This window comes from Candidatus Enterococcus ikei, from assembly GCF_017316105.1.
Classification (GTDB): Bacteria; Bacillota; Bacilli; order Lactobacillales; family Enterococcaceae; genus Enterococcus_L; species Enterococcus_L ikei.
Genome location: NZ_JAFLWD010000025.1, coordinates 1 through 21947 on the forward strand (window position 1 = coordinate 1; position 21947 = coordinate 21947).

At 35.4% G+C, this 21947-nt stretch carries 17 protein-coding genes; 14 read left to right on the forward strand and 3 right to left on the reverse strand.

All coding sequences use genetic code 11. The annotated features are described in order from the left end of the window. Positions 1-77 precede the first annotated feature (77 nt). From JZO69_RS10505 to JZO69_RS10515, 3 genes are all read left to right on the forward strand, one after another. Positions 78-2258: a hypothetical protein gene (locus JZO69_RS10505; protein WP_207112829.1), complete on the forward strand. Its 2181-nt coding sequence runs from the start codon at positions 78-80 to the stop codon at positions 2256-2258. A gap of 62 nt (positions 2259-2320) precedes the next feature. Further along, positions 2321-3058 (forward strand): WxL domain-containing protein, encoded by a 738-nt coding sequence (locus JZO69_RS10510; RefSeq protein ID WP_207112830.1) that lies wholly within the window; start codon positions 2321-2323, stop codon positions 3056-3058. A 128-nt stretch (positions 3059-3186) separates the two neighbouring features. Then, positions 3187-4269: a WxLIP family cell surface protein gene (locus JZO69_RS10515; protein ID WP_207112831.1), complete on the forward strand. Its 1083-nt coding sequence runs from the start codon at positions 3187-3189 to the stop codon at positions 4267-4269. 293 nt (positions 4270-4562) lie between these two features. On the opposite strand, the gene JZO69_RS10520 is transcribed toward JZO69_RS10515, so the two are convergent. Beyond that, on the reverse strand, positions 4563-5144 hold the full coding sequence (locus JZO69_RS10520; RefSeq protein ID WP_207112832.1) for a YdcF family protein: 582 nt from the start codon (positions 5142-5144) through the stop codon (positions 4563-4565). A gap of 157 nt (positions 5145-5301) precedes the next feature. Between JZO69_RS10520 and JZO69_RS10525 the strand changes: the two genes are divergently transcribed. From JZO69_RS10525 to JZO69_RS10560, 8 genes are all read left to right on the forward strand, one after another. Beyond that, on the forward strand, positions 5302-6153 hold the full coding sequence (locus JZO69_RS10525; RefSeq protein ID WP_207112833.1) for an aminoglycoside 6-adenylyltransferase: 852 nt from the start codon (positions 5302-5304) through the stop codon (positions 6151-6153). A 466-nt stretch (positions 6154-6619) separates the two neighbouring features. After that, positions 6620-8092, forward strand: coding sequence for a L,D-transpeptidase family protein (locus JZO69_RS10530; RefSeq protein WP_207112834.1), 1473 nt, complete (start codon positions 6620-6622; stop codon positions 8090-8092). Between the two features lie 208 nt (positions 8093-8300). Next, entirely contained in the window at positions 8301-8480 is a 180-nt protein-coding gene (gene thmT / locus JZO69_RS10535; protein ID WP_207112835.1) for a 2-hydroxymuconate tautomerase, read from the forward strand. A 370-nt stretch (positions 8481-8850) separates the two neighbouring features. After that, the gene (thrS, locus tag JZO69_RS10540) at positions 8851-10791 is read left to right on the forward strand and encodes a threonine--tRNA ligase (RefSeq protein ID WP_207112836.1); all 1941 of its coding nucleotides are present in this window, start codon (positions 8851-8853) and stop codon (positions 10789-10791) included. 152 nt (positions 10792-10943) lie between these two features. Then, on the forward strand, positions 10944-13064 hold the full coding sequence (locus JZO69_RS10545; protein WP_207112837.1) for a peptidoglycan D,D-transpeptidase FtsI family protein: 2121 nt from the start codon (positions 10944-10946) through the stop codon (positions 13062-13064). Between the two features lie 127 nt (positions 13065-13191). Continuing rightward, positions 13192-13341 (forward strand): 50S ribosomal protein L33, encoded by a 150-nt coding sequence (gene rpmG / locus JZO69_RS10550; protein WP_002296119.1) that lies wholly within the window; start codon positions 13192-13194, stop codon positions 13339-13341. A gap of 226 nt (positions 13342-13567) precedes the next feature. Further along, positions 13568-14479: a hypothetical protein gene (locus tag JZO69_RS10555; RefSeq protein ID WP_207112838.1), complete on the forward strand. Its 912-nt coding sequence runs from the start codon at positions 13568-13570 to the stop codon at positions 14477-14479. Positions 14480-14667: 188 nt separating this feature from the next. Beyond that, positions 14668-15429 carry an alpha/beta fold hydrolase gene (locus JZO69_RS10560; protein WP_207112839.1) on the forward strand — a complete coding sequence of 254 codons (762 nt, stop codon included), beginning with the start codon at positions 14668-14670 and terminating at the stop codon, positions 15427-15429. 65 nt (positions 15430-15494) lie between these two features. Here the strand turns inward: JZO69_RS10560 and JZO69_RS10565 are convergent, their stop codons facing one another. Together JZO69_RS10565 and JZO69_RS10570 are read right to left on the reverse strand one after the other, a co-directional pair. Further along, positions 15495-16175 carry a hypothetical protein gene (locus tag JZO69_RS10565; protein ID WP_207112840.1) on the reverse strand — a complete coding sequence of 227 codons (681 nt, stop codon included), beginning with the start codon at positions 16173-16175 and terminating at the stop codon, positions 15495-15497. A gap of 489 nt (positions 16176-16664) precedes the next feature. Beyond that, on the reverse strand, positions 16665-17204 hold the full coding sequence (locus tag JZO69_RS10570; RefSeq protein WP_207112841.1) for a DUF924 family protein: 540 nt from the start codon (positions 17202-17204) through the stop codon (positions 16665-16667). 447 nt (positions 17205-17651) lie between these two features. Here JZO69_RS10570 and JZO69_RS10575 point away from each other — a divergent pair, with 447 nt between their 5' ends. From JZO69_RS10575 to JZO69_RS10585, 3 genes are all read left to right on the forward strand, one after another. Next, positions 17652-20150, forward strand: coding sequence for an adhesive domain-containing protein (locus tag JZO69_RS10575; RefSeq protein ID WP_207112842.1), 2499 nt, complete (start codon positions 17652-17654; stop codon positions 20148-20150). A 34-nt stretch (positions 20151-20184) separates the two neighbouring features. Next, positions 20185-20787, forward strand: coding sequence for a WxL domain-containing protein (locus JZO69_RS10580; protein ID WP_207112843.1), 603 nt, complete (start codon positions 20185-20187; stop codon positions 20785-20787). A gap of 83 nt (positions 20788-20870) precedes the next feature. Continuing rightward, positions 20871-21917, forward strand: a complete 1047-nt coding sequence (locus tag JZO69_RS10585) for a WxLIP family cell surface protein (RefSeq protein ID WP_207112844.1) — start codon at positions 20871-20873, stop codon at positions 21915-21917. The last annotated feature ends 30 nt before the right edge of the window (positions 21918-21947 follow it).

Genomic DNA, 21947 nt, shown 5'->3' on the forward strand with positions numbered 1-21947 from the left:
AATTATATTTTTTTATTATTTAGCAATATTAAAAATGAGATTTACTAAACAAGTGCTAGTTGATGGGAGGCGTTAGTGTGAAACGTAAATGGTTATTTCTATTTTTTGTAGGATTGATATCGAGCGTTCTACAGATCAATGTATATCAAGCTTTCGCAGAAGATGAAATGGTGAATGAGCAATCTGAGATGGTGAATGATATCCAAGAACGTTTGGTTACTGTAGGAACAGGTGCACTTAGCGGAACTTATGCAACTGGTAGTACTGGACAATCAATTATCACAATGACATATACTTATACACCGACTTTAGATTTATCGTTAGGTGGACAACCTATAATCATGCTTCAATTACCCGCTGAGATAGCAAATCAAATCAATGGCAGTACTGCAAAACAACAGAGTTTTTTATCACTACTTACTGGAACAGCAACGCTTCCAGCTGCACTCGTTGGAAGTAGATCGTATGATATTCACGATACTACGCATGGATTTTCTTTGGCGTATAGTAGTACTTACAATTCAGTCTATGTAACATTTCCTACTAACACTGTCAGTTTGTTAGGTAGCCGCTGGGCAGTTAGTTTCAGTTTCGACGTGGCAGCTTTGTACCAAAACGGCATCACGATTCCTCCCGCAAGTAATGGTGTAAACTATGCTATCAAAGGGGTCTTTGGTTCATCAACGGATGGATTGAATATTATAAATTTAGTTTTAGGTAATGTTTCACAGTCAGGTGTTATTGCGTTACCCTCAATGTCAATAGGGACAGGGGTTCCTAATGTCACAGCGCCTATTTTGAATACCCCACTTCTAAATTTACAATCGACTGTGAGCGGTAAGATCCAACAAACTCAAAATAGTGCATATACCTATACCGTTCAATTAACCATTACACGTTCTGACGGAACATCTGCACCGATAATAATTAACAGTATACCAGTTGATACATCTGGAAATTTCAGCACAGTTTTAGCTTCAGCTTTACAATATGGTGATAGTGTTTCAGCACTTATTATTGCCCAATCAAAGACAACAAGTAATTACATTCAAAGTCCATCTTCTGCCATACAAGCTGTGAGTTGGCCAATCCAACCAGTGACATCCATTGCAGCAACGCCAGGTGCTACTCAACTTTCAGGAACAGCAGTACAAACGAATGCAGGTACTTATCAAGTAGCACTGCAAATAAATGGAGGAGCAGTATATACCACCCCACTGAATGCAAATGGCAGTTTTCAGTTTTCAAATTTGCCAATGTTTAATGGTGGAGAAACGGTCAGTTTAGCTGTTCAAGGATTAAGTAACCGAACTGGTTTGGTTTTAGTGACAAGTACAAGTTACAGCCAAACGGTTCCCTATTTAACGCCAACTATTTCAGTTGTACAGACGGTTGAAAGATTAAATGCGCAAGGAAATTGGGAAGCGGCACCTTCTGTTGTTACAGGGCAAACAATTCGCTATACACTAACAACAACGTTGACCAATCAGCCAGCAACGTGGAGTCAGCAGATGTTAAAAGCGTATGTTCCAAATGGAATAACACAATTAAGCCCAGTGACGCTGACCAGAACTTCAAATACAGGTGTACAAACACCAGTCTTAGGAACGCAGCTTTTAACAGATTCTAATTTAAACATGCAGTATTGGTATTATCAAAATGCTCTACCTATAAATAATTTTACGCAGCCAAATACGAGTTTTAAACTGCAGTATACAGGAGTTGTAGCTCAAAATATGACCGGACAATCGTTGCCTTTTTCTAGTATAGTTGGTGGAGCTGACGGTGGTGGGATAGCGATTACACCAAAAAATAATGCAAACTCGATCTCAGTAGGAGATGGCACATTACGTTTTGTTCAATCGCCCCAACAAATTTCGTTTAAAAATATACCTGTGCCAACCAAAACAACAACATATAGTCCAAGTATAGTGGATACATCTTTAATTGTTGCTGACGGTCGTGTAGCTAAGAGTCAGTGGCACTTACTTGTGAGAGAAAATCAGCCGATGAAATCCACAACGACAAATAAAACTATCAATCAAGCATTTGTTTATCGAAAAAATGGTCAAGATAGGCCAATAACCGTCATTGCTTCAGAAGCATATGCATACACGTCTCCGGATAATAATAATGTTGTTATTTCATGGAATCAGCAAAATGGTGTATTTTTGAACCTTACTCCTAGTGTAAATATCAATGTAAATGAATCATATACCGCACAACTACAATGGATATTATCAGACGCTCCATTATAATCTGGCTTTTGCTTCTTATAAAAATAAGAAGCTAAAATAAAAATGGAAAGAAGGAAGTAAAAATGAAAAAGATCTTAGGTTCTTTGTCTACTGTTGCTATACTTATTTCGTTTGGTTTTGTTGGAGGAGCAGTTGGGGAAGCAGTTAATGTGGGGGCTTTAACGTCAAACGCAGATATTAGTTTCTCTCAAGATACAACCATAACACCACCTGTCGATCCAACAGATCCTACTTCGCCCGTCACTCCTAACCCAGGTGACCCGCATCAACCGGGAACAGGTGGCCCATTGAGTTTGGACTATGTATCTAATTTTCATTTTGGAACTAAAGTGATTCAAACTGCAAATGCAACCTATTATGCGCAACTGGATCAAGTTCAAAACTCACTTTCGACATTGATCAGTGTTCCTAACTATGCTCAAGTAACGGATAAACGTGGGTTAAACCTTGGCTGGAAGTTAACAGTGAAACAAAATGGGCAGTTCCAAACAGCGGATAGTACACCCGCTGTGTTAACAAATGCTCAAATGAGTTTAGTTGCTGCGACACCAAACTCTACTGAATTGATTGCGCTTGCACCAGTGACTGTACCTGTCACACTAGATCCCACAGGTGCAGCTTCTTCTCCAGTTGCAACGGCAGCACTTTCTACAGGGATGGGAACTTGGACACTTGCCTTTGGATCAGGAGCCGGAGCTGCACAGGGGGTTAAATTGACCGTGCCTAACACAACAACAAAAGTTGCAAATGATCAATATAAGACGACACTGACTTGGACATTAAATGATAGTCCACTCTAAGAGGTAAGTTATCTTGATTTTAGGATTTGAGAAACGTGATTATATAGTTAATATACTGAAAAGAACCTGTTTATATGAATAGCGTTCTTTTCAGTATAATTATAAGGAGTTATAAAGGAGTTTTAACTATGAATAAGAAGTTATCGGCATTTTTATTTGCTATTATTTTTTTATTGTTCTCATTCACTACCGGATCAATCGGTCATGCGAGTGAGATCGATTTTAGTGTTAAAGCAATTTTACCCGAGAACCAACGCAGTAAGGAAATCAGTTATTTTGATTTAAGAGTGGTGCCAGGCGAGACTCAGACACTTAGCGTAGAGCTAACAAATGATACAGACGAGGATATTACTGTTTATGCTTCAGCAAATTCAGCGATCACAAATGATAATGGAGTTGTTGATTATTCTTATAACGATACAAAAAAGGATTCGTCTGCAGATTTTACATTTAGTGAGATCGCAACAATCCCCAAAGAAATTACTCTACCAAAAAATTCAACTAAAATAGTTGAATGCGTGATAAATATTCCTAAAAATCCTTTTGACGGGTATGTTTTAGGCGGTCTATATTTCGAACAAAAACAAGAGAAAGAAACAAAGAGCCAAGGTGCTTTAGCAGTGGGAAATCGGTTTTCTTATGTTGTAGGTGTTTTGTTGAGCGAGACAGATAAAGATGTTAGACCAGAATTAGCGTTAAATGAAGTTAAAGCGACACAAATAAATGGCAATAATGCAGTTACTATGAACATTCAAGATAAAAAAGCCGCAATGATTAAAAAATTACAAGTGGATGCCAAACTTTACTATGAAGATGAGACAAAACCTCGCTATGAAAATCATCAAGAATCCTTAACTATGGCGCCAAATACAAATTTTAATTACAAAATCGATTTGAAGGAGCAGCCTTTTGTCGCAGGAAATTATACGGTTAAAATCAAAGCAAATGATGGGTATAAAGATTGGACATGGGAGAGAACATTTGAAATAAAGGAAAAAGAAGCTAAAAAATATAATGCCACGGCGATCAATTTACCTCCAAATCAAAAAGATCAGTTTCCATGGATTGTTGTTGTCGGAATAGGTGCAGGAGTTCTAGCGGTGATTTTAGGGATTATTTACTATTTTAATCAAAAAATAAAAAATGAACAAAAAATACAGCAGGAAAAATATGAGGAACTAAAAAAGAACCTAGATAAACCTGAGAAATAAGAGGCTTTATAGTTTGATGCTACAGGTTATTACCGTAGAAAATTTTTTCATTTTTTATTTAATAAAAATAAGAAAAAACATCACATTTTCTTCATAGTTGCCTAGTATTATATAAATATACCAACAACAACCCTAACAAAACACTTTTTCATTTTTAACTCCTTTCCCGTCCTTCCCCAAAGGACGGGTCCTTTTTTTCTCAGAAGCATTTCCAAAAGAAGAGGAACAGTACTTGGAAAACAAACTGAATGAAGTTATCTAACAATTAGGATTTAATAAATAAATTTTCAAAATTAATGATCAAAAAGCAGTCCGTAGCCTAGCGCACAGATTTCTCTAACATATGTTTTAAATTTAGCAGAAGATTTAGAAACCGAAGGAAGTCCGCTTATTTCAGAAATTCCTAAACGTTTGGCTAGTAATTTAGAGCGGTACATATGGAAATCACTAGTAACAATAACGGTATTGCCTAGTGTTTGTTTCTTTTGTGCATTTTGAATATTTTCTTTGGTACGTGTGGAGGTATCTTCAGTTAATATCTGCTTTTGCGAAATCCCGTGTACTCTTAAATATTCAGCCATTACATTGGCTTCACTATCAGGTTCATCAGAACCCTGTCCACCGCAAACGATAGCTGTTGCATTAGGATGCTCTTTTAAATAAGGAATAGCCGCGTCCAATCGTTCTTTTAAAACAGTACTTGGATAGGCATTTTCTTTTGAAGAACCTTTTACCTGCGCACCTAAAATAAGCACAGTATCAGGCGTTGTTGTCGCTTGGTCTTTTGTTCCGCTTAAAATCAAGAAAAATATCAGCCCAGTATACATAATGCCTAAACTTATAATAATCAACATAATTCGTTTCACCCATTTCATAACACCACAACCTTTCTTATCTAGTGTAATAGATAAAAAAGCGGAATAGTGTGTGTAGTTACTTTTTTTAAAGTTTTTTAACGTTTTTAAGGGAAAGTATAACATAATCATCTGACTTGTCTTATACTTTATGTAAACGAGAAAAATGGAGGAACTTATGAGAACAGAAGAAGAAATGTTCCAATTGATTTTAGAAGTAGCCAAAAATGACTCTAATGTTCTGGCTGTGGGTATAACCGGTTCACGAACTAATAAAAATGCGCCCAAAGACTTATTTCAAGATTATGATATCGTTTATATTGTTGAATCAGTAGAAGTATTAGTTCAAGACTCGTCATGGATCGATAGATTTGGACCGAGATTAATAATGCAGACTCCAGAAAATATGGTCTTGTTTCCACCAGAAAGAAATGGGAAATTTACTTATTTAATGTTGTTTGAAGATGGCAATCGGATAGATTTGACTCTTTGTCCAAAAGAGCAAGCGGATAATTGGAATGAAGGGGATCGTTTAGCGGAAATTTTATTGGATAAAGTACAAATATTACCGAAGTTAACAGAAGCGACTGATCAAGATTATTGGGTCAAACGTCCTAACCAGGCAGAATTTTCGGATTGCTGTAATGAATTTTGGTGGGTCAGTACATATGTTGCCAAAGGCTTGTGCCGCAATGAATTGTTTTATGCAGCAGATCATTTAAACGAAAATTGTCAAAAAGAATTATTACGATTACTTTCTTGGCATGTCGGGTCAGAGCAAGGCTATCATTTTAGTGTGGGGAAAAACTACAAGTATTTATCTAATTACTTGGTAAAAGAACAATATGAAGCTATCTTAAAAACAATGGATGTCTCAAGTATTTCTGCAGCTTGGTCAGCATTGCTCTCATTACAAAAGCAGTTTGATCATTATGCTCAGCTATTTTCGGAAAAGAATAACTTAGTTTACGATCAAAAAACAGCGGAAAAAGTCATGAAATATGCGACAGATTTCAGCGTTGCTCATTAAAAAAATACATCTTTTAGATATAAAGGATGAACTTCAATCTAGAGTTTAAAGTTTATTGTAAATAAATTAGAATTTTGTCAAAGATATTGGCAAATAGTCTTTTTTCCTCACCATGATGTGTGGTAGAATGGTAAGTGCACTGTATCAAATTTTGATGGCTGTTGTTTCCTGTTAAGTAGAAAAAGTTAAAAACTAGCATTTATACATAAAAAACATGAATTTTTTCTCATACGTAAGCAAATTAATTGAAGATTGAGGGAAAGTTAACTAAACTAGCTTTAAATTAAAGTTACCGATAAGAATGAATAGAAGAATATTCAGACAATCATGTCTCAGTCACATGTAATCTAGGTAAGTGGTGGAATCAGAAGTAACTTTTGTTCCATCCTCTTTATTTTATTTCTAAGACAGGGAAAAGCATTAAATCAAAGTAAACATATAAATCATAAAAAAGGAAGATAGCGCAATGGAAAATGAAGAATCAGTTAGCCGCTCGGCAAAAAATGCAAGGGCACCCCAAAATAATAATCACCCAAATAAGAAAAAGAAGAAATGGCTAGTCCCAGTAGTTGGTTTGCTGATTTGTTTAGCACTAGTATTTACTGGCGGGCTTGTCTATTTTCAATCACACTTCTTTATCACAGCGAAAGCAAACGGCGTTGATATCAGTTTATTAAACGCTAAAGATGCGAAAAAGAAACTGGAAGAGCTGAATAAAGCAGAATCTGTCATTATCAAAGTGAATGACAAAGAAGAAAAAATCGAATTACCTGAAAAGTATGAAATCACAGAAGAATATTTAAAACAAAACATTGGAGATCATTCGATCAGCTTACCAATCAATGAAAACTATAAAACAGAATTAAAAAATAAATTAAATGCACTCACTTTTGAAGAAGGTACACCAAGTCAAGACGCTAAAATCGAAAAAGTCGATGGTACATATCAAATCGTACCGGAGCAACTTGGGACAACGGTCGATAAAGAAGCCTTGATGAATCAAGTATTAAAAGATGTTGAAGCAAACAAAGGCAATTATGTTTATGATGTAAAAGAATTTTATCAAAAGCCAGCAGTGACCAAAGAAGATAAAGGCCTGCAAGAAAAACTAGCTGTGTTATCCAAAAAAGAAAATAAAGCCATCACATTAGATATCAATGGTGAGAAGCTAGCACTGACAAAAGAAGAATTACAATCATTTATGGATACAGCGGGAAATGTTGACCCGAATAAAGTTTATGCTTGGGTGGAACAAACAAATCAAAAATATGGTTCAATCTTTAAACCAATCATTTTTAAAAATGTTCATGGTGTAACAACTAAGTATAAAAACAACGGTAGCTACGGTTGGGATATCAATATGCCGCAAACGAGAGACTTACTTGTTCAAGCAATCAATAGTGATAAAGATACCGAAGCGATAACAGTACCAATTGATGGGGATGTAACGCAATCATCAACCGTAAATAAAGATTATGTAGAAATTGACTTAAATGATCAAAAAATGTATTTCTTTAAAGATGGTGTAAAAGTTGTTGAAACGGATGTTATCACAGGTCGTTATAACAAAGGAACAGCGACAGTTCCAGGTTTCCATACGATTTTGTATAAAGATACAGATACAAAATTAGAAGGTGAAATGTTAGATGGTTCAAAATACAGTGTACCAGTAAAATACTGGATGCCGTTGAAGAGTTTTGGTGGTGTAGTGACACAAATTGGTATTCACGATGCAGATTATAAAGCAGAATACTTCGGGAACAAAGAAGCTTATAAAACAAACTTCGGAAGCAATGGCTGTATCAATACACCAGGAGCCGCAGTTGCTCAAATCTTTAATGGAGCATATGCAGGAATGCCGGTAATTGTTTATGGACATATCTATGACAGTGCACCCGGAGAATTTGATAAACCTGTTGATTATGGGGAACCAGTTTAAAAATAATTAAAAGAAGTCCATTTGGGCTTCTTTTTTTAGATTAAAAATGCGGAAAGGTAATTAATAGAACTTTTTATTATGGAGAAAAAGTATTTATGAATCAAGATGCATCAATGTTTATTTTGAATGCTAAAGAATAAAATGTTCTTTAATACGTAATTGGTGGTAAAATAATGGTGAATTGAAAAAATGAAAAGAGGGAAAGCTTATGCCGTTTATTCACGTAGAATTAATCGAAGGACGAAGTGAAGAACAATTAACAAACATGGTTAAAGAAATCACAGAAGTTGTATCTAAAAATACAGGAGCGCCGCAAGAAAACATCCATGTGATCGTAAATGAAATGAAAAAAGATCGTTATGCACAAGGCGGGCAATGGAAAAAGTAATCATTTTTAAGAAATGCTTGCTTTTTATTTAAAGAAGTGTTTAAATTAACACATAAATGATTGATGAGAAAGACAACTGAACTTGCAAGCAGTCTTTTAGAGAGGAAAATCTTGGCTGAAAATTTTCCAGACCCGCACAAGGAATGACCACTTTTTCCAACCTTTGTCGAAACAGAGGCGGCCGTACCGTTAACACGCTTGAGGAACATGGCTGTTTGCTGTGTTTAAAAATAGGTGGAACCACGAAATATTCGTCCTAGTATCTGATATTACTATCAGGTGCTAGGACTTTTTGTTTTTTGTAAAATTAAAAAGCCGACTCAAACAAAGCGATCTCTTCAATCATAATTTACTAAAGGAGGAAACAAAAATGTCAATCAAAATTACTTTTCCAGATGGCGCAGTCAAAGAATTTGAGGCTGGTTCGTCAACGTTAGACATCGCTAAAAGTATTAGTAACAGTTTAGCTAAAAAAGCCTTAGCAGGGAAATTCAATGGCACATTAATAGATTTAACTCGCCCAATCGAAGAAGATGGAAAAATCGAAATCGTAACACCAGATCATGAGGATGCACTAGGTATTTTACGTCATTCGTCCGCTCACTTAATGGCTAATGCCTTACGTCGTTTATTCCCAAAAATCAAATTTGGTGTTGGTCCAGCCATTGATTCTGGTTTTTACTACGATACAGATAACGGTGAAAACCCAGTAACAGCAGAAGATTTACCAGCAATTGAAGCTGAAATGATGAAAATCGTAAAAGAAAACAATCCAATCGTCCGTAAAGTTGTTTCTAAGAGTGAAGCGCTAGAATTATTTGCAGACGATCCATACAAAGTTGAATTGATTTCAGAGCTTCCAGAAGATGAAGTTATCACTGTTTACGATCAAGGAGATTTCGTTGATTTATGTCGTGGCGTCCATGTACCTTCAACTGGACGTATCCAAGTGTTCCAATTATTATCAGTAGCTGGGGCTTATTGGAGAGGAAATTCTGACAACCAAATGATGCAACGTATTTATGGTACAGCTTTCTTCGATAAAAAAGATTTAAAAGAATTTATCAAAATGCGTGAAGAAGCCAAAGAGCGTGACCATCGTAAATTAGGGAAAGAACTAGATTTATTTATGATTTCTCAAGAAGTTGGTTCGGGTTTACCTTTCTGGTTGCCAAAAGGAGCAACAATTAGAAGAACCGTTGAACGTTATATTACAGATAAAGAAATTAGTTTAGGTTATCAACATGTTTACACACCAATCATGGCAGATGTTAATTTATATAAAACTTCTGGTCATTGGGATCACTATCATGAAGACATGTTCCCTCCAATGGATATGGGAGATGGCGAAATGCTCGTTCTGCGTCCAATGAACTGTCCTCATCATATGATGGTTTATAAAAATGATATCCATAGTTACCGTGAATTACCGATTAGGATTGCAGAACTTGGAATGATGCATCGTTATGAAAAATCAGGTGCGTTATCTGGATTGCAGCGTGTACGTGAAATGACATTAAATGATGGGCATACATTTGTTCGTCCTGATCAAATTAAAGAAGAATTTAAACGTACATTAGAACTAATGGTTGCAGTATATGCTGATTTTGATATAACAGACTATCGTTTCCGCTTAAGCTATCGTGATCCAAATAATACAGATAAGTATTTTGACGATGATGCAATGTGGGAAAAAGCTCAAGAAATGTTGAAAGCTGCAATGGACGAAATGGAATTGGAATACTTTGAAGCTGAAGGCGAAGCGGCTTTTTATGGTCCGAAGCTAGATGTTCAAGTGAAAACTGCTTTAGGAATGGAAGAAACGTTATCAACAATTCAATTAGATTTCCTATTACCAGAACGTTTTGATCTGACTTATGTAGGAGAAGACGGCGAAAACAATCATCGCCCAGTCGTTATCCATCGTGGTATTGTGTCAACAATGGAACGTTTTGTTGCTTACTTGACTGAAGTTTACAAAGGCGCTTTCCCGACTTGGTTGGCACCAATTCAAGCAACTATTATTCCTGTATCTGTTGATGCACATTCAGATTATGCATATGAAGTGAAAAAACGTCTACAAGAGCAAGGATTACGTATCGAAGTAGATGATCGTAATGAAAAAATGGGTTATAAGATCCGCGCATCTCAAACACAAAAAATTCCATATCAAATCGTTGTCGGTGATAAAGAGATGGATGACGCAACTGTTAATATCCGTCGTTATGGCAGCAAAGAAACAGAAGTCATCGATTTAAATATCTTTGTAGATAGTATGGTTGCTGATGTAGCAAATTATAGCAGAAGATAATTAAAGAAATGGACAAGGCAATCTCGCTTTGTCCATTTTTATTCATTAAAAATTAAATATTTTCTTAGTACGAGGATTCCCTCTATTTTTTTTTGCATTTTTTCGTTACAATAGAGGGGCAAGACTTTTCTCATATGGAAGGACTAGGATAAATGAAAAGAATGAGTTTTCTAGATAAATTAAAAAAAGATAATGAAGAACCAATCACGCATAAGAATAAAAAATCCCATATACCGTTTCGGTTAAATTTATTGTTCTTTGTGATTTTTGGCTTGTTTGTAGCGTTGATCGTTCGATTGGGTTATTTACAAATTGCTGAAGGACAGCAGTATGCGCAAAAAGCTGATGCGAACTCGACGTTGAAAATCAAAAGCAGTGCACCAAGGGGACAAATTTATGATGCTAAAGGAAATCTATTAGTTGGAAATAAGGCGAATTTAGCTATTACGTATACACGTGGGAAAAAGGTTCAAACAAAAGATCTTTTACCGATTGCACGTAAAGTAAATGAGCTGATTGATGTACCTGCAGATGAATTAACAGAGCGAGACAAAAAAGATTATTGGTTAGCAGATCCTGAAAATTTAAAAGCAGCTCAAAAGCGTTTAACAGATAAAGATCAGTTAGATGAAAAAGGTAATAAGATCACAGATCAAGGAACCTTGTATGTACTAACAGTGGATAAAGTAACGCCAGAAGAAATCAATTTTGACGAGCATACGCTAAAAGCTGCAACGATCTTTAAGCGGATGAATGCCGTACAAGAATTGAACACGGCTTTTATCAAAAATGAAGGTGTGACCCAAGATGAAATTGCGATAATTGGTGAGAATACTTCAGAAATCGCTGGAGTGTCAACTGGAATGGATTGGGATCGTGATTATCCTCGTGGGAATGAATTGAAAAGTATTTTAGGACAAGTATCTTCTGAAAAAGCAGGTTTGCCAGCAGAAGAAGCAGATGAGTATTTAGCAAAAGGCTACGAGCCAAATGATCGTGTTGGGACTAGCTATTTGGAAAAACAATACGAGGACATTCTGCAAGGACGTAAATCAGAATCAGAAGTCACTCTAGACAGTAATGGAAAAATTGTTACACAGACACCAATTTCAGAAGGTAAAAAAGGTGAAAACTTAAAAATGACGATCGATTTGGATTTTCAAAATAAAATCGAAGAGGTTGTTAAAGAGCAGTATCAACAACTATTGGCTACAGGAAATGCAGCTCATTCTGATGGCGCATATGTTGTTGTAATGAATCCTAAAACAGGCGCTGTTATGGCAATGGTGGCGTTGGATCGTGATAAGGCGACTAATGAGCTGACGTCTAATCCACTAGCTACGATCAATAAAGCTTTCGAGCCAGGATCAGTAGTAAAAGGAGCAACTATTTCAGCAGGGTACGAGCAAGGCGTGATTTCAGGAAATGATGTATTGATTGACGAGCCGCTACAAATCTATGGAAGTGAGCAGAAATCTTCTGTGTTTAACAAGGTTCTTGGTAATCAAATTCCACTTAACGCAGAACAAGCGTTAGAATATTCATCAAATGCGTATATGATGAAATTAGTTTTGAAAATGATGAAAACAGACTATCAATACAATATGATATTACCGTATCAAACTGGCGATTCAACATTGTTTGATGTTTTACGTAAGACATTCGGTGAATACGGAATGGGCGTATCTACTGGCATTGATTTACCAGGAGAGACGACAGGTATATCTAATACAGCGTTCGATGATCCTAAATATGCACCTATGCCAGGACACTTACTTGATTTATCTTTTGGTCAGTATGACACCTACACAGCAATGCAGTTAGCCCAATATGTTTCAACTGTAGCAAACGGTGGAACTCGTGTTGCACCGCGTTTGGTTGAAGGAATCTATGATAATAAATCAGATGGGACGATCGGTGATCTAAAGGAAGAAATAAAGCCTAAAGAACTAAACAAAGTCGATATTTCATCAGAGCAAATGAAAATCATTCAACAAGGTTTTTATGACGTTGTACATGGAAATGGAATATTTACCACTGGTCGTTATATGCAAGGCGCTAAGCTTGATATTGCTGCCAAAACGGGTACTGCTGAGACCAATGTAGGAAATAATGTTACGGTTAATAGTAACGTTGTTGCGTATGCACCAGTAGAAGATCCAGAAATTGCGGTGAGTGTTGTTTTACCTCATTTAACGAGTGAAAGCACAAGACCAAACCAATCAATGGTTACAGCGATTGTCAATGCTTATGCTGATTATAAGCAACAATAAGATTTGTAAAGTAGTTTTCCTTTACAAATTTCGTAAAAAGGGTAGAAATTCATGAACAAACATGATATGATATTTGAGGCTAAGAAATATCTTAGAAATTCGAAATTAGATATAGGAGGGAAAACACATGCGCGTAAACATTACTTTAGAATGTACTTCTTGTAAAGAACGTAACTACCTAACAAGCAAAAATAAACGTAACAATCCTGATCGTTTGGAAAAGCAAAAATATTGCCCACGTGAAAGAAAAGTTACTTTACACCGTGAAACAAAATAAGCTTTTGAATCATAGCGCTAGACTTTTATTGAATAAGAGTTTAGCGTTTTTTTTTGTGAAGAGAAAATTTAAAAATAAACTTGGCTTTATGCGAGGTTTTCTTTATAATTTATAGAGAGTAACTTTAGTTATTTTAAACATCCAGTATTAGAGAACATTTCATTAAAATATCTGTTAGGTATTATTTTGTTATTGATTCTTCACAAGATTGTTGAAGGAGTTTTTCATGAAAAAGATTATGTTGGTTATTAGTTTATTCATCTTATTTTTACCTAGTATCTGTAATGGGGAGGAAGTTGGGGAGTCTTCTACAGAATCAAGTTTTGATTCTTCTACTGATTTAACAAGTCGGTATTCTCGTAAACAGATTTTAAATGGAAAAACAACAGATAGCGAGAAGAAGAAGGGCGAAATTTATTTAGTATTTCCTTTTGCTAACAGTCCATATCAAAGTTTTTCACATTTTGTTTTGAATGGTCCGACAACTGTTTATAGCGGCTTTATTGAAACGATTTATTATCGGGATAAAATCAAGATTCGAGATATGTATTATGAAAATAATCCTGTGAGAACAGATAAGATAGGTATCTATTCAACGGATTTATGTTTTACTTCAGAAGAGGGCGTTATTTATCATTACAAAAATGTCCCATATTTAGTTAGTAGTAATCAGCCGACAATCTTTTTTTCAGAGGTCAATTTTGATAAAAAAAATAATCAGGTTTCTGGTGAAATCAAAATGCCAGCATCAAAAAATACATATCAAATCGAGCTTTTTTATACTGATAATGATGAATACCATTACCAAGAGGTCACAGCTGATCAAAATGGTGCATTTACTATTGATCTAAATCGAACAGCTATTGAAGGAAAGATGTATCTTAGGGCTAGTGATGGATTTGGAAACTATGCGGATGCTTGTGATATTTTGAAAGAAGGAAAAACAAGCTATAACATTACAAAGGATGCATTAAATACGATAAAAAATACGTACAAAGTAACTAAAAATGAAGAGGGATTTCTTGCACTGCTCACGAGAATTTTCATTCGGACTTTAGGTGTGATCATTGTTATTCTTACTCTGCTGCGATTAAGAGTTGTCATAAAGAGGAGAAGAAGAAGGTTGAAATATAAATAGCTTTTTCTAATCATCAAAGTTTGATTTGTTTAATGAGTAAGTTTTTTTGTTAAGGAAAGTCATAATAGGCGGATATTAAGAATATCTCTGGATTATTTGAGAAATGACTGTAAGTGAAAAGATAGTAGTATCATTATGTATAAGGTGTATAATTAGTGAATAAGGAACCTTTTTAAGGAGAGAATGATATGAAAATCAGTATTCGACACAGATATATCAAAAAAATTCCAGTCTTGGAAGTTGTTTCAGAAGAGAATAAAAGTAAAGCTTTACCATTAGTCATTTATTATCATGGCTGGCAATCAGCGAAGGAATTATCATTGACTCAAGCTAGAAAATTAGCGAAAAAAGGGATGCGGGTGATTTTGCCTGATGCGATGAATCATGGTGAGCGAAAAACAGGACCAATCTCACCGATTCCTTCAGTGACCTTTTGGTCGAGTATTCAATACAATGTTATCGAGTTTGCACAGTTAGTGCGTCATTTTGAGAAACAAGAGTTGATCGAGGATGGAAAGATTGGCGTTGGTGGTGTATCAATGGGTGGAATCACGACATGTGCTTTATTGACCCAGCATCCAGAAATTAAAGTTGCGGCTTGTATGATGGGAACGCCAAAACCGTTACGATACATCGAACGAGTGATGGAACGGTCGGCTGAAATGGACTTTTTCGTGCCGAATGATTTACCTTTATTACTTAGCTGGGTAGAAAATTATGATCTTTCTAAAGTCCCTGAAAAGTTAGCGCAGCGTCCGGTTTTATTTTGGCATGGAACGCAAGACCCTAAAATTCCTTATGAAGATATGGCTGATTTTTATCAAATGATTGAGGGTGAGCCTTATGCTGAGAATAGCCAGTTTATGACAGGCGAGGGTGAAGGACACTTAGTCAAAGGAGAAATGATGGATAGTGTGTCAGCTTTTTTTGAGAAAGAATTAGTTAGATAATTTTATTAAAATAGAGCCCTGATAAAACTGATTTTTAGTTTTTGTCAGGCTCTATTTTTTATGAATTATTTGTGTTGGTTGATGATTTTATCCGATTTAGCAGTGACGGAAGCAGCATCATCTTTTGCTTTTTCTAGTTTTTTAACGTAGTCTTGTAGACTGCTAATTTGATTTGTTGCGTCGACTAGTTTGCGCTGAGAATCGTTGTATTGGGCTTGAAGTGTATTTTTTTCATTCGTTATATCACTGATTTTTTGGTTTAACGTCACGATCTCTTTGTTTTTTGTATCAACTTCTACTTGCTTAGCGGCTTCTTTTTGTTTTCCTTCTTCTATTTTTTGCTGAATTTGGCTATCTTTTTGCTGTAGTTCAGCGATTTTTTGTTGGATCTCTCCATTTTTACTTGTTAACTGTGATTGTAAAGATGTGATCGTTCCTTGGGTTTGGTTCTTATCGTTGGTTAAATTAGTTACTTGAGTTCTTAGATTTGTTAACTCAGCTTCAGTTTGTGTCACTTGACTACTTCTTTGGCTAAGCTGAGTTTCTAGATCAGTAATCTTTTTTTCTTTTGAACTTAGCATAGTATCTAATTGGTCTAGGTTGTTATTGATTTTTTCAACGTTTTCTTCACCGCCCCATAATACGATTTTATCCGCAGCAGATTTTAAACTAAAGAGTGTAAATGTACTGATTAATAAAATACTTACAATGGTTAGTAACGGCTTATTTTTAAATATATTTCTCAAAATTTTATCTTCTTTCTATGCATAATATTTGAATTTCTTTTAAATAATATGTTTTATTTATAGTATAGTCAAGCGTTTTTTGGCACGGATTGGTGCAATTTCTTTATTGAGTTTTTTTAATAACAATAAAAGAATAGCAAGAATAAATTTACTGAATTGACTGTATTTAAGAGTGAGGATTGCTTTATGAAGTATTTATTTTTATATGTAAGATGAATGATTATCAATTAGTAAGATTACGTTTGATATTTTTAGCTCGATTTATTTTGTGTACAGTTAGTTGTTCGATGAATAAAATAACTTTAAAATTGTTCTTCAACTTTTTGTTAAATTCAGCTTATTTCCGAAGTCTTCAAAATTTAGTGCTTTATCACTTAGAATTTGGAGTGATCGAAGCGTAGTAGTTGCTTCTGCTCCCATCATTTATTCGTATTTATAGCCTGAAACAAAACTGATTTTTAGTTTTCTTTCAGGCTCGTTTTTTTATTATTAAAATGAAGATCCAGGTTCTTTTAAAAAGGTAATTTCTTCTTCAGTTGAGGATCTACCCAATATCTCATTGCGATGTGGATAGCGGCCAAAACGAACCAAAATATCGCGGTGTTTGTTTTCAAACTCAAGGTTGTGCTCCATTCCTTTTTCAGTAAAGCGTTTTAAGGCTTCTTCATGAATAACTAAAGATTCGGAATGCATCAATGGCATAAATAAAAATGCCCGTTGCTGAGTGGTTAATCGGTCCAATTCTCCTGTAGCCATCGCTTCTTGTGTTAACACCAAAGCCATGCCATCATACGCAAAAGATTGTGGATCATCTCTAAATAGGTTTCGAGAAAATTGATCTAATACAATAATTTCAGCTAAACGTCCTTCGATGGTTTTCCGCCAAATTGATTTTTCTCCTTGGGCTACTTGGGCATGGATCGTTGAAAATCTTTCTTTAATAAGAGCATCAAAAGTAAAATCTTTTTTGAACCACTGACTAGGTTCACATTCCTCAAACCAGAATGTAAGTACTTCTTGATAGTCCATATTGTGACCTCCTTTTTTAGTAAGCTACTGTATCCTTATTCTAACATAGGAAGGGATATTCAAGCTAAGTAGGGTATTTTGTTTTTTTATGAATAAATTAAAATAAAGATATTTTTATTTAAAAAAGTCATCGTTATTTTATTTGCTTAAAAGGCGATATTTCTTTTCTAAAAATAAAGTTAGATTTGTTGTTTCTCTGTTGATTATTTGAAAAATTACAGTAATTTCTAAATGAAAAACACTAGAATGATTCTTGATTTTGGAAATAAAAAACAAGTATTTTACGAGAGGTTTTTAGTAAATAAAAACGTCATGTGATTTTAACCATTTAAATATCTTTTTAAACAATAATTACAATCTAATTATTTGAAATAAAATTATATAGATAGTATTCTTTACAATGCAATCATGTATTACATATTTATCTATAAACAAAAGGAGGCAATTATGAAAAAGCGTTTTCGTTCTATAATTACGTTAGTGGGGACTACAGCATTACTATCTGCTGCAGTCATTCCGAGTTCACTATTATTTTTTAGGGACAATGGTGAGTATAAAGTGAGTGCTGCTGAGTCGGCAAATGCGGCAGATTTAGCAGATGTCAGTATTTTAAAAGGAACACAATTATCTTCCAACAATGGAACAATCATCAATGATGGTGTCAAGTTGGAAAAAAATGAAGATTCTACATATGATTTAGACCTTTCGTTTAAGGGAACAGCTGTTGCTGATGTTGGTTTAGTATCACCAAAGGTTATTGTTTTTGCGATTCCAGAAGAATTACGTGGTAAGATCGATGGACCAATTGTAATCAATGCGAATGCCAAACTTCTTCCTATCGTTCCTGGGGATGTTCCTGTGGTCAAGGATTTAATTTTAAATGTAGGCGGTTTAGTGACTAAGTTACTTGGGTTGGCAAAACCTTTAGGCTTACAATTAGATTCATTGGAAAAAGCATTTGAAGGGCTTAATACTCTTCAAGATTTAGGCAGCTACCATGCTTCAGTTGAAGGGAAATTATCACCAGATGGAAAATATGTCATGGTCGATTTTACGGATGGGTTAGGACAATATGTTCGTTCAACGTATGCTAATTTATTTAATCCATTAAAAGAAGCAGTAGACGGATTAAAATTTACTGGACTTTTGGCAATATTAAATCCCGTACTGAATTTACTAAAACCAGCTGTTAATGGGTTACTTGATCTTGTAGGGAAAATAGCTAATGGTACATCTGATGTATTAACACAGGCGTTACAAGCGAATGTACTTGGAGATGTTGTTTTCGATTTTTCTACTAAAGTATCTGATGTAACGGCTGAAAAAGCGAAAGTTACTGCAATGGCAGTGAATAAACCAGTTATTGATTTAGAATTACTGAATACGATTCATGCAAATGGTGATGCCATTAATCTTTATTTTGATAAGGTGGAGGAAGATCCGTTAGCTGATTACCCAGTTGCAAAACCAGTTGTAGAAGATATTTTAGAAGGTGTAACGAGTCTGAATGGAAGTGTAGCGATTACACAGCCAGTTCCAGAAGGTGTGAGTTTTAAAGCGAAACTTGAATTGCCTAATGGAACGATTTTATCTGGAACGGTGAATGAAGATGGAACATTTGCAATTCCATTTGATGACTACGCGCCTCAAGGAAATGATCAGCTGAAAATTGTAATTGAAGCGAGTGTAGGTCAATATAGCAAAACTAGTGAACCAGAAATTAAACAAGTAATAGCGGATCCATTTGTGAAATACCCAATTGCAAAACCAGTTGTTGAGGATGTTATAGAAGGTATGACAAGTCTCAAAGGAAATGCATCAATCATTCAACCAGTACCAGAAGGCGTGGTTTTTAAGGCGAAAGTCGAGTTGCCAGATGGAACTAATCTGACTGGTACAGTAAATAGTGATGGTAATTTTACGATTCCATTTAGTAGCTATCAACCACAAAGTAATGATCAATTAAAAGTAGTGATCGAAGCAAGTAATGGAAAACAAACAAAAGTCAGTGAACCGGAAATCAAACAGGTCTTAGCTGATCCGTTTATACATTATGTGGTTACAAAACCAGTGATTGGTGATGTTTTAGAAGGTGCACTTAGTCTTAGTGGGAGTGTTGATCTAAGTCAGCCTATACCTAATGGTGTGAATTTTACTGTGAAAGTGGCATTACCTGATGGCACTAATTTAACTGCTTCAATCAATGAAGATGGCAGCTTTACGATTCCATTTGGTAAGTATCAACCTCAAGGGAACGACTTATTGAAAGTAACTGTTGAAGCGAGTGATGGTAAACGAACAAATGTCAGTGAACCAGAAATCAAACAAGTCATCGTGGATCCGTTTAAAAACTACCAAGTTCCAAAACCGCAATTCAAAACTGTTAATGAAGGAAGTAAAGTGATCACAGGTTCAATTGCGTTAACAAATGTTCCAGCAGGGACTAAATTATTTATGCAAGTCCAATTTTCTGATGGTTCTGTGAGAAAAGTAGCGATTGAAACTGATGGAACTTTTTCGATTCCTGTAGCAGATAAAAACTTGAAAGAAGGTAATCCACTGAGATTAGTAACTGTTGCAGAACATGCTCAATCTTTAAAAGGAAAAGAAAGTGATAGCGTGGTTTTTGCTGTCGGTAAGATCCCATCTTTAGAAGGTTATGTTGTACCTACACCAGTTGTAGCACCAATTTTTGTTGGCGATACAGCAATCAAAGGGACTGTTAAAATTGTTAATCCTCCAGAAGGGACTCAATTTAAAGTGAGAGTGAGGTTCCCTGGAAATGTTTATGAAGAAACGCCAGTTAATGCTGACGGAACATTTTCACTAGATATTTCTGGTCGTCAATTAGCAGCTGGTACGTCGATTACCTTTAATACAGCGGCAACACTTGGTACTGAGTCAGCGGCAAGTGGTAGAACCATTGTTTCTGTCGGTGCCAAATAAAATAGGATTTTTTAATAAAGAAAGGGTGTAGAAAATGAAAAATACAACGTTCGTTACTACTGGTTCCAAAATGTTACTCTTATCGATTGTTTTTGGTACATTATTTTTAGGTCAATCTGCATCAGCTGCTGATATTAATAAAGCAACTGATTTGGATGTTACGTTTACACCAGGGGCTTTGACTTTAGAAGCTGTTTCTACAATCAGCTATGCGTCACAAACGATCTCGGTAAATGATGCTTCTTATATTCCGACAAATCCTGATACGATTAATGTAGTTGTTTCTGATGCCCGTGGAACGAATGTCGGCTGGAAACTTAGTGGAAAATTAAATGGTTTTAAAAACAGTTCCGCTGCGGCTTCTTTACCGAATGCCAGCTTGAATTTTAAAAATACACAAGCAGGCACAAATAGTGATGCAGATGCACCAACACCAGTTAATACAGTCAAATTAATGAGCGGAGCTGCAACTGCGACACCATTTGCAACGGCTGCAGCAGGAGCAGGTGCTGGAACATGGACATTCACTTGGCCAGATGCTGAAAACACAGGCGTGACACTAGAAGTGCCAGCAGCAATGGCAACACTTGGTAAACATACCTCTACGATCGACTGGACATTGGCGGATGCGCCATAGAATCAAAGCGTGATCTAAAAAGAGTGGGATGAGCAGTATTTTATTCCACTCTTTTTTCTGATTAAATGAAAGGAGTGATTTAGATGAGTGGTTGTTCTAGGTCAAAAATGATTCATATATTATTTTCTATCGGACTTATTTTTTTATTTAGTTTATGGAATACAAAAGCTGGTTTTGCACAAGAAAATAGTAAAGAAACAAACAGTTTTTATGTACAAGCAGTTATTCCGCAAAATCAAGTTGATATCAATAAATCATATTTTGATTTAAAGATGCTTCCAGAAGAGGAGCAAGAATTACAAGTTAAATTGGTTAATCCAGAAGATGCACCTATTTCTGTCTCCGTCAGTGCGATAAATGCAACGACAACTGAAGAGGGGATGATTGATTACACATTAAAAGGTGTCAAAGATAAAAGCTTGAAGTATCCTTTTGAATCGTTGATCAAGGTTCTTGAGACGAATATTTCTTTGCAACCATATGAAACGAAAATTGCTCGTTTTCATTTGAAAATGCCAAAGGAAAAATATGATGGTGTTATTGTAGGAGGTCTGCGTTTTACCAAAAATTTACCTGAAAGCGAAACTAAAAATAGAGATGTGACCATCAATCAGCGATTTCATTATGTTGTCGGTGTTGTCTTGAACGAGACAGATACATCGGTTTTACCTGATTATGAAATGGATTCAGTAAAAGTAGCGAAATCTAAACAAGGAAAAAAAATGTCAGTGATCCATGCGATTCGCAATAAAAATGCAGCAATTTCAAAGAAAATGAACCTAAAATTTGAAATTCGAAAAAAAGGGGAAGAGACTCCTTTGATCAAGTTGGAAAAAGAAGCGTTGGAAATGGCGCCAGATTCTGTGATGGATTTTCCAGTGCCAATCAAAAGACAGTTACAACCCGGAAAATATATCAGTAAAACGCTGATCAATCAAGAGGGGAAAAAATGGGCATTTGAAAATGAATTTGAGATTACTAGGGAACAAGCGAAGGTAATCAATGAAGAAAATAAAGAAACTAAGGTTGTAAGTAAAGTTCCTATGTGGTTGATTTTAGTGATTGTTTTATTAGCTTTACTCGTCCTTATTCAAGGATATATTTTGTGGCGTAAGAAAAAACAGAATTAATTAATAAAAACAGCCTATTTTCTGGATTTA

Bases quoted from the DNA above. Each gene is read 5' to 3' on its own strand.
- JZO69_RS10585 (WP_207112844.1), top strand. From the start codon at position 20,871: ATGAGTGGTTGTTCTAGGTCAAAAATGATTCATATATTATTTTCTATC.
- thrS (WP_207112836.1), top strand. From the start codon at position 8,851: ATGTCAATCAAAATTACTTTTCCAGATGGCGCAGTCAAAGAATTTGAG.
- JZO69_RS10545 (WP_207112837.1), top strand. From the start codon at position 10,944: ATGAAAAGAATGAGTTTTCTAGATAAATTAAAAAAAGATAATGAAGAA.
- rpmG (WP_002296119.1), top strand. From the start codon at position 13,192: ATGCGCGTAAACATTACTTTAGAATGTACTTCTTGTAAAGAACGTAAC.
- JZO69_RS10525 (WP_207112833.1), top strand. From the start codon at position 5,302: ATGAGAACAGAAGAAGAAATGTTCCAATTGATTTTAGAAGTAGCCAAA.
- JZO69_RS10560 (WP_207112839.1), top strand. From the start codon at position 14,668: ATGAAAATCAGTATTCGACACAGATATATCAAAAAAATTCCAGTCTTG.
- JZO69_RS10530 (WP_207112834.1), top strand. From the start codon at position 6,620: ATGGAAAATGAAGAATCAGTTAGCCGCTCGGCAAAAAATGCAAGGGCA.
- thmT (WP_207112835.1), top strand. From the start codon at position 8,301: ATGCCGTTTATTCACGTAGAATTAATCGAAGGACGAAGTGAAGAACAA.
- JZO69_RS10515 (WP_207112831.1), top strand. From the start codon at position 3,187: ATGAATAAGAAGTTATCGGCATTTTTATTTGCTATTATTTTTTTATTG.
- JZO69_RS10580 (WP_207112843.1), top strand. From the start codon at position 20,185: ATGAAAAATACAACGTTCGTTACTACTGGTTCCAAAATGTTACTCTTA.
- JZO69_RS10570 (WP_207112841.1), bottom strand. From the start codon at position 17,204: ATGGACTATCAAGAAGTACTTACATTCTGGTTTGAGGAATGTGAACCT.
- JZO69_RS10510 (WP_207112830.1), top strand. From the start codon at position 2,321: ATGAAAAAGATCTTAGGTTCTTTGTCTACTGTTGCTATACTTATTTCG.
- JZO69_RS10520 (WP_207112832.1), bottom strand. From the start codon at position 5,144: ATGAAATGGGTGAAACGAATTATGTTGATTATTATAAGTTTAGGCATT.
- JZO69_RS10575 (WP_207112842.1), top strand. From the start codon at position 17,652: ATGAAAAAGCGTTTTCGTTCTATAATTACGTTAGTGGGGACTACAGCA.
- JZO69_RS10555 (WP_207112838.1), top strand. From the start codon at position 13,568: ATGAAAAAGATTATGTTGGTTATTAGTTTATTCATCTTATTTTTACCT.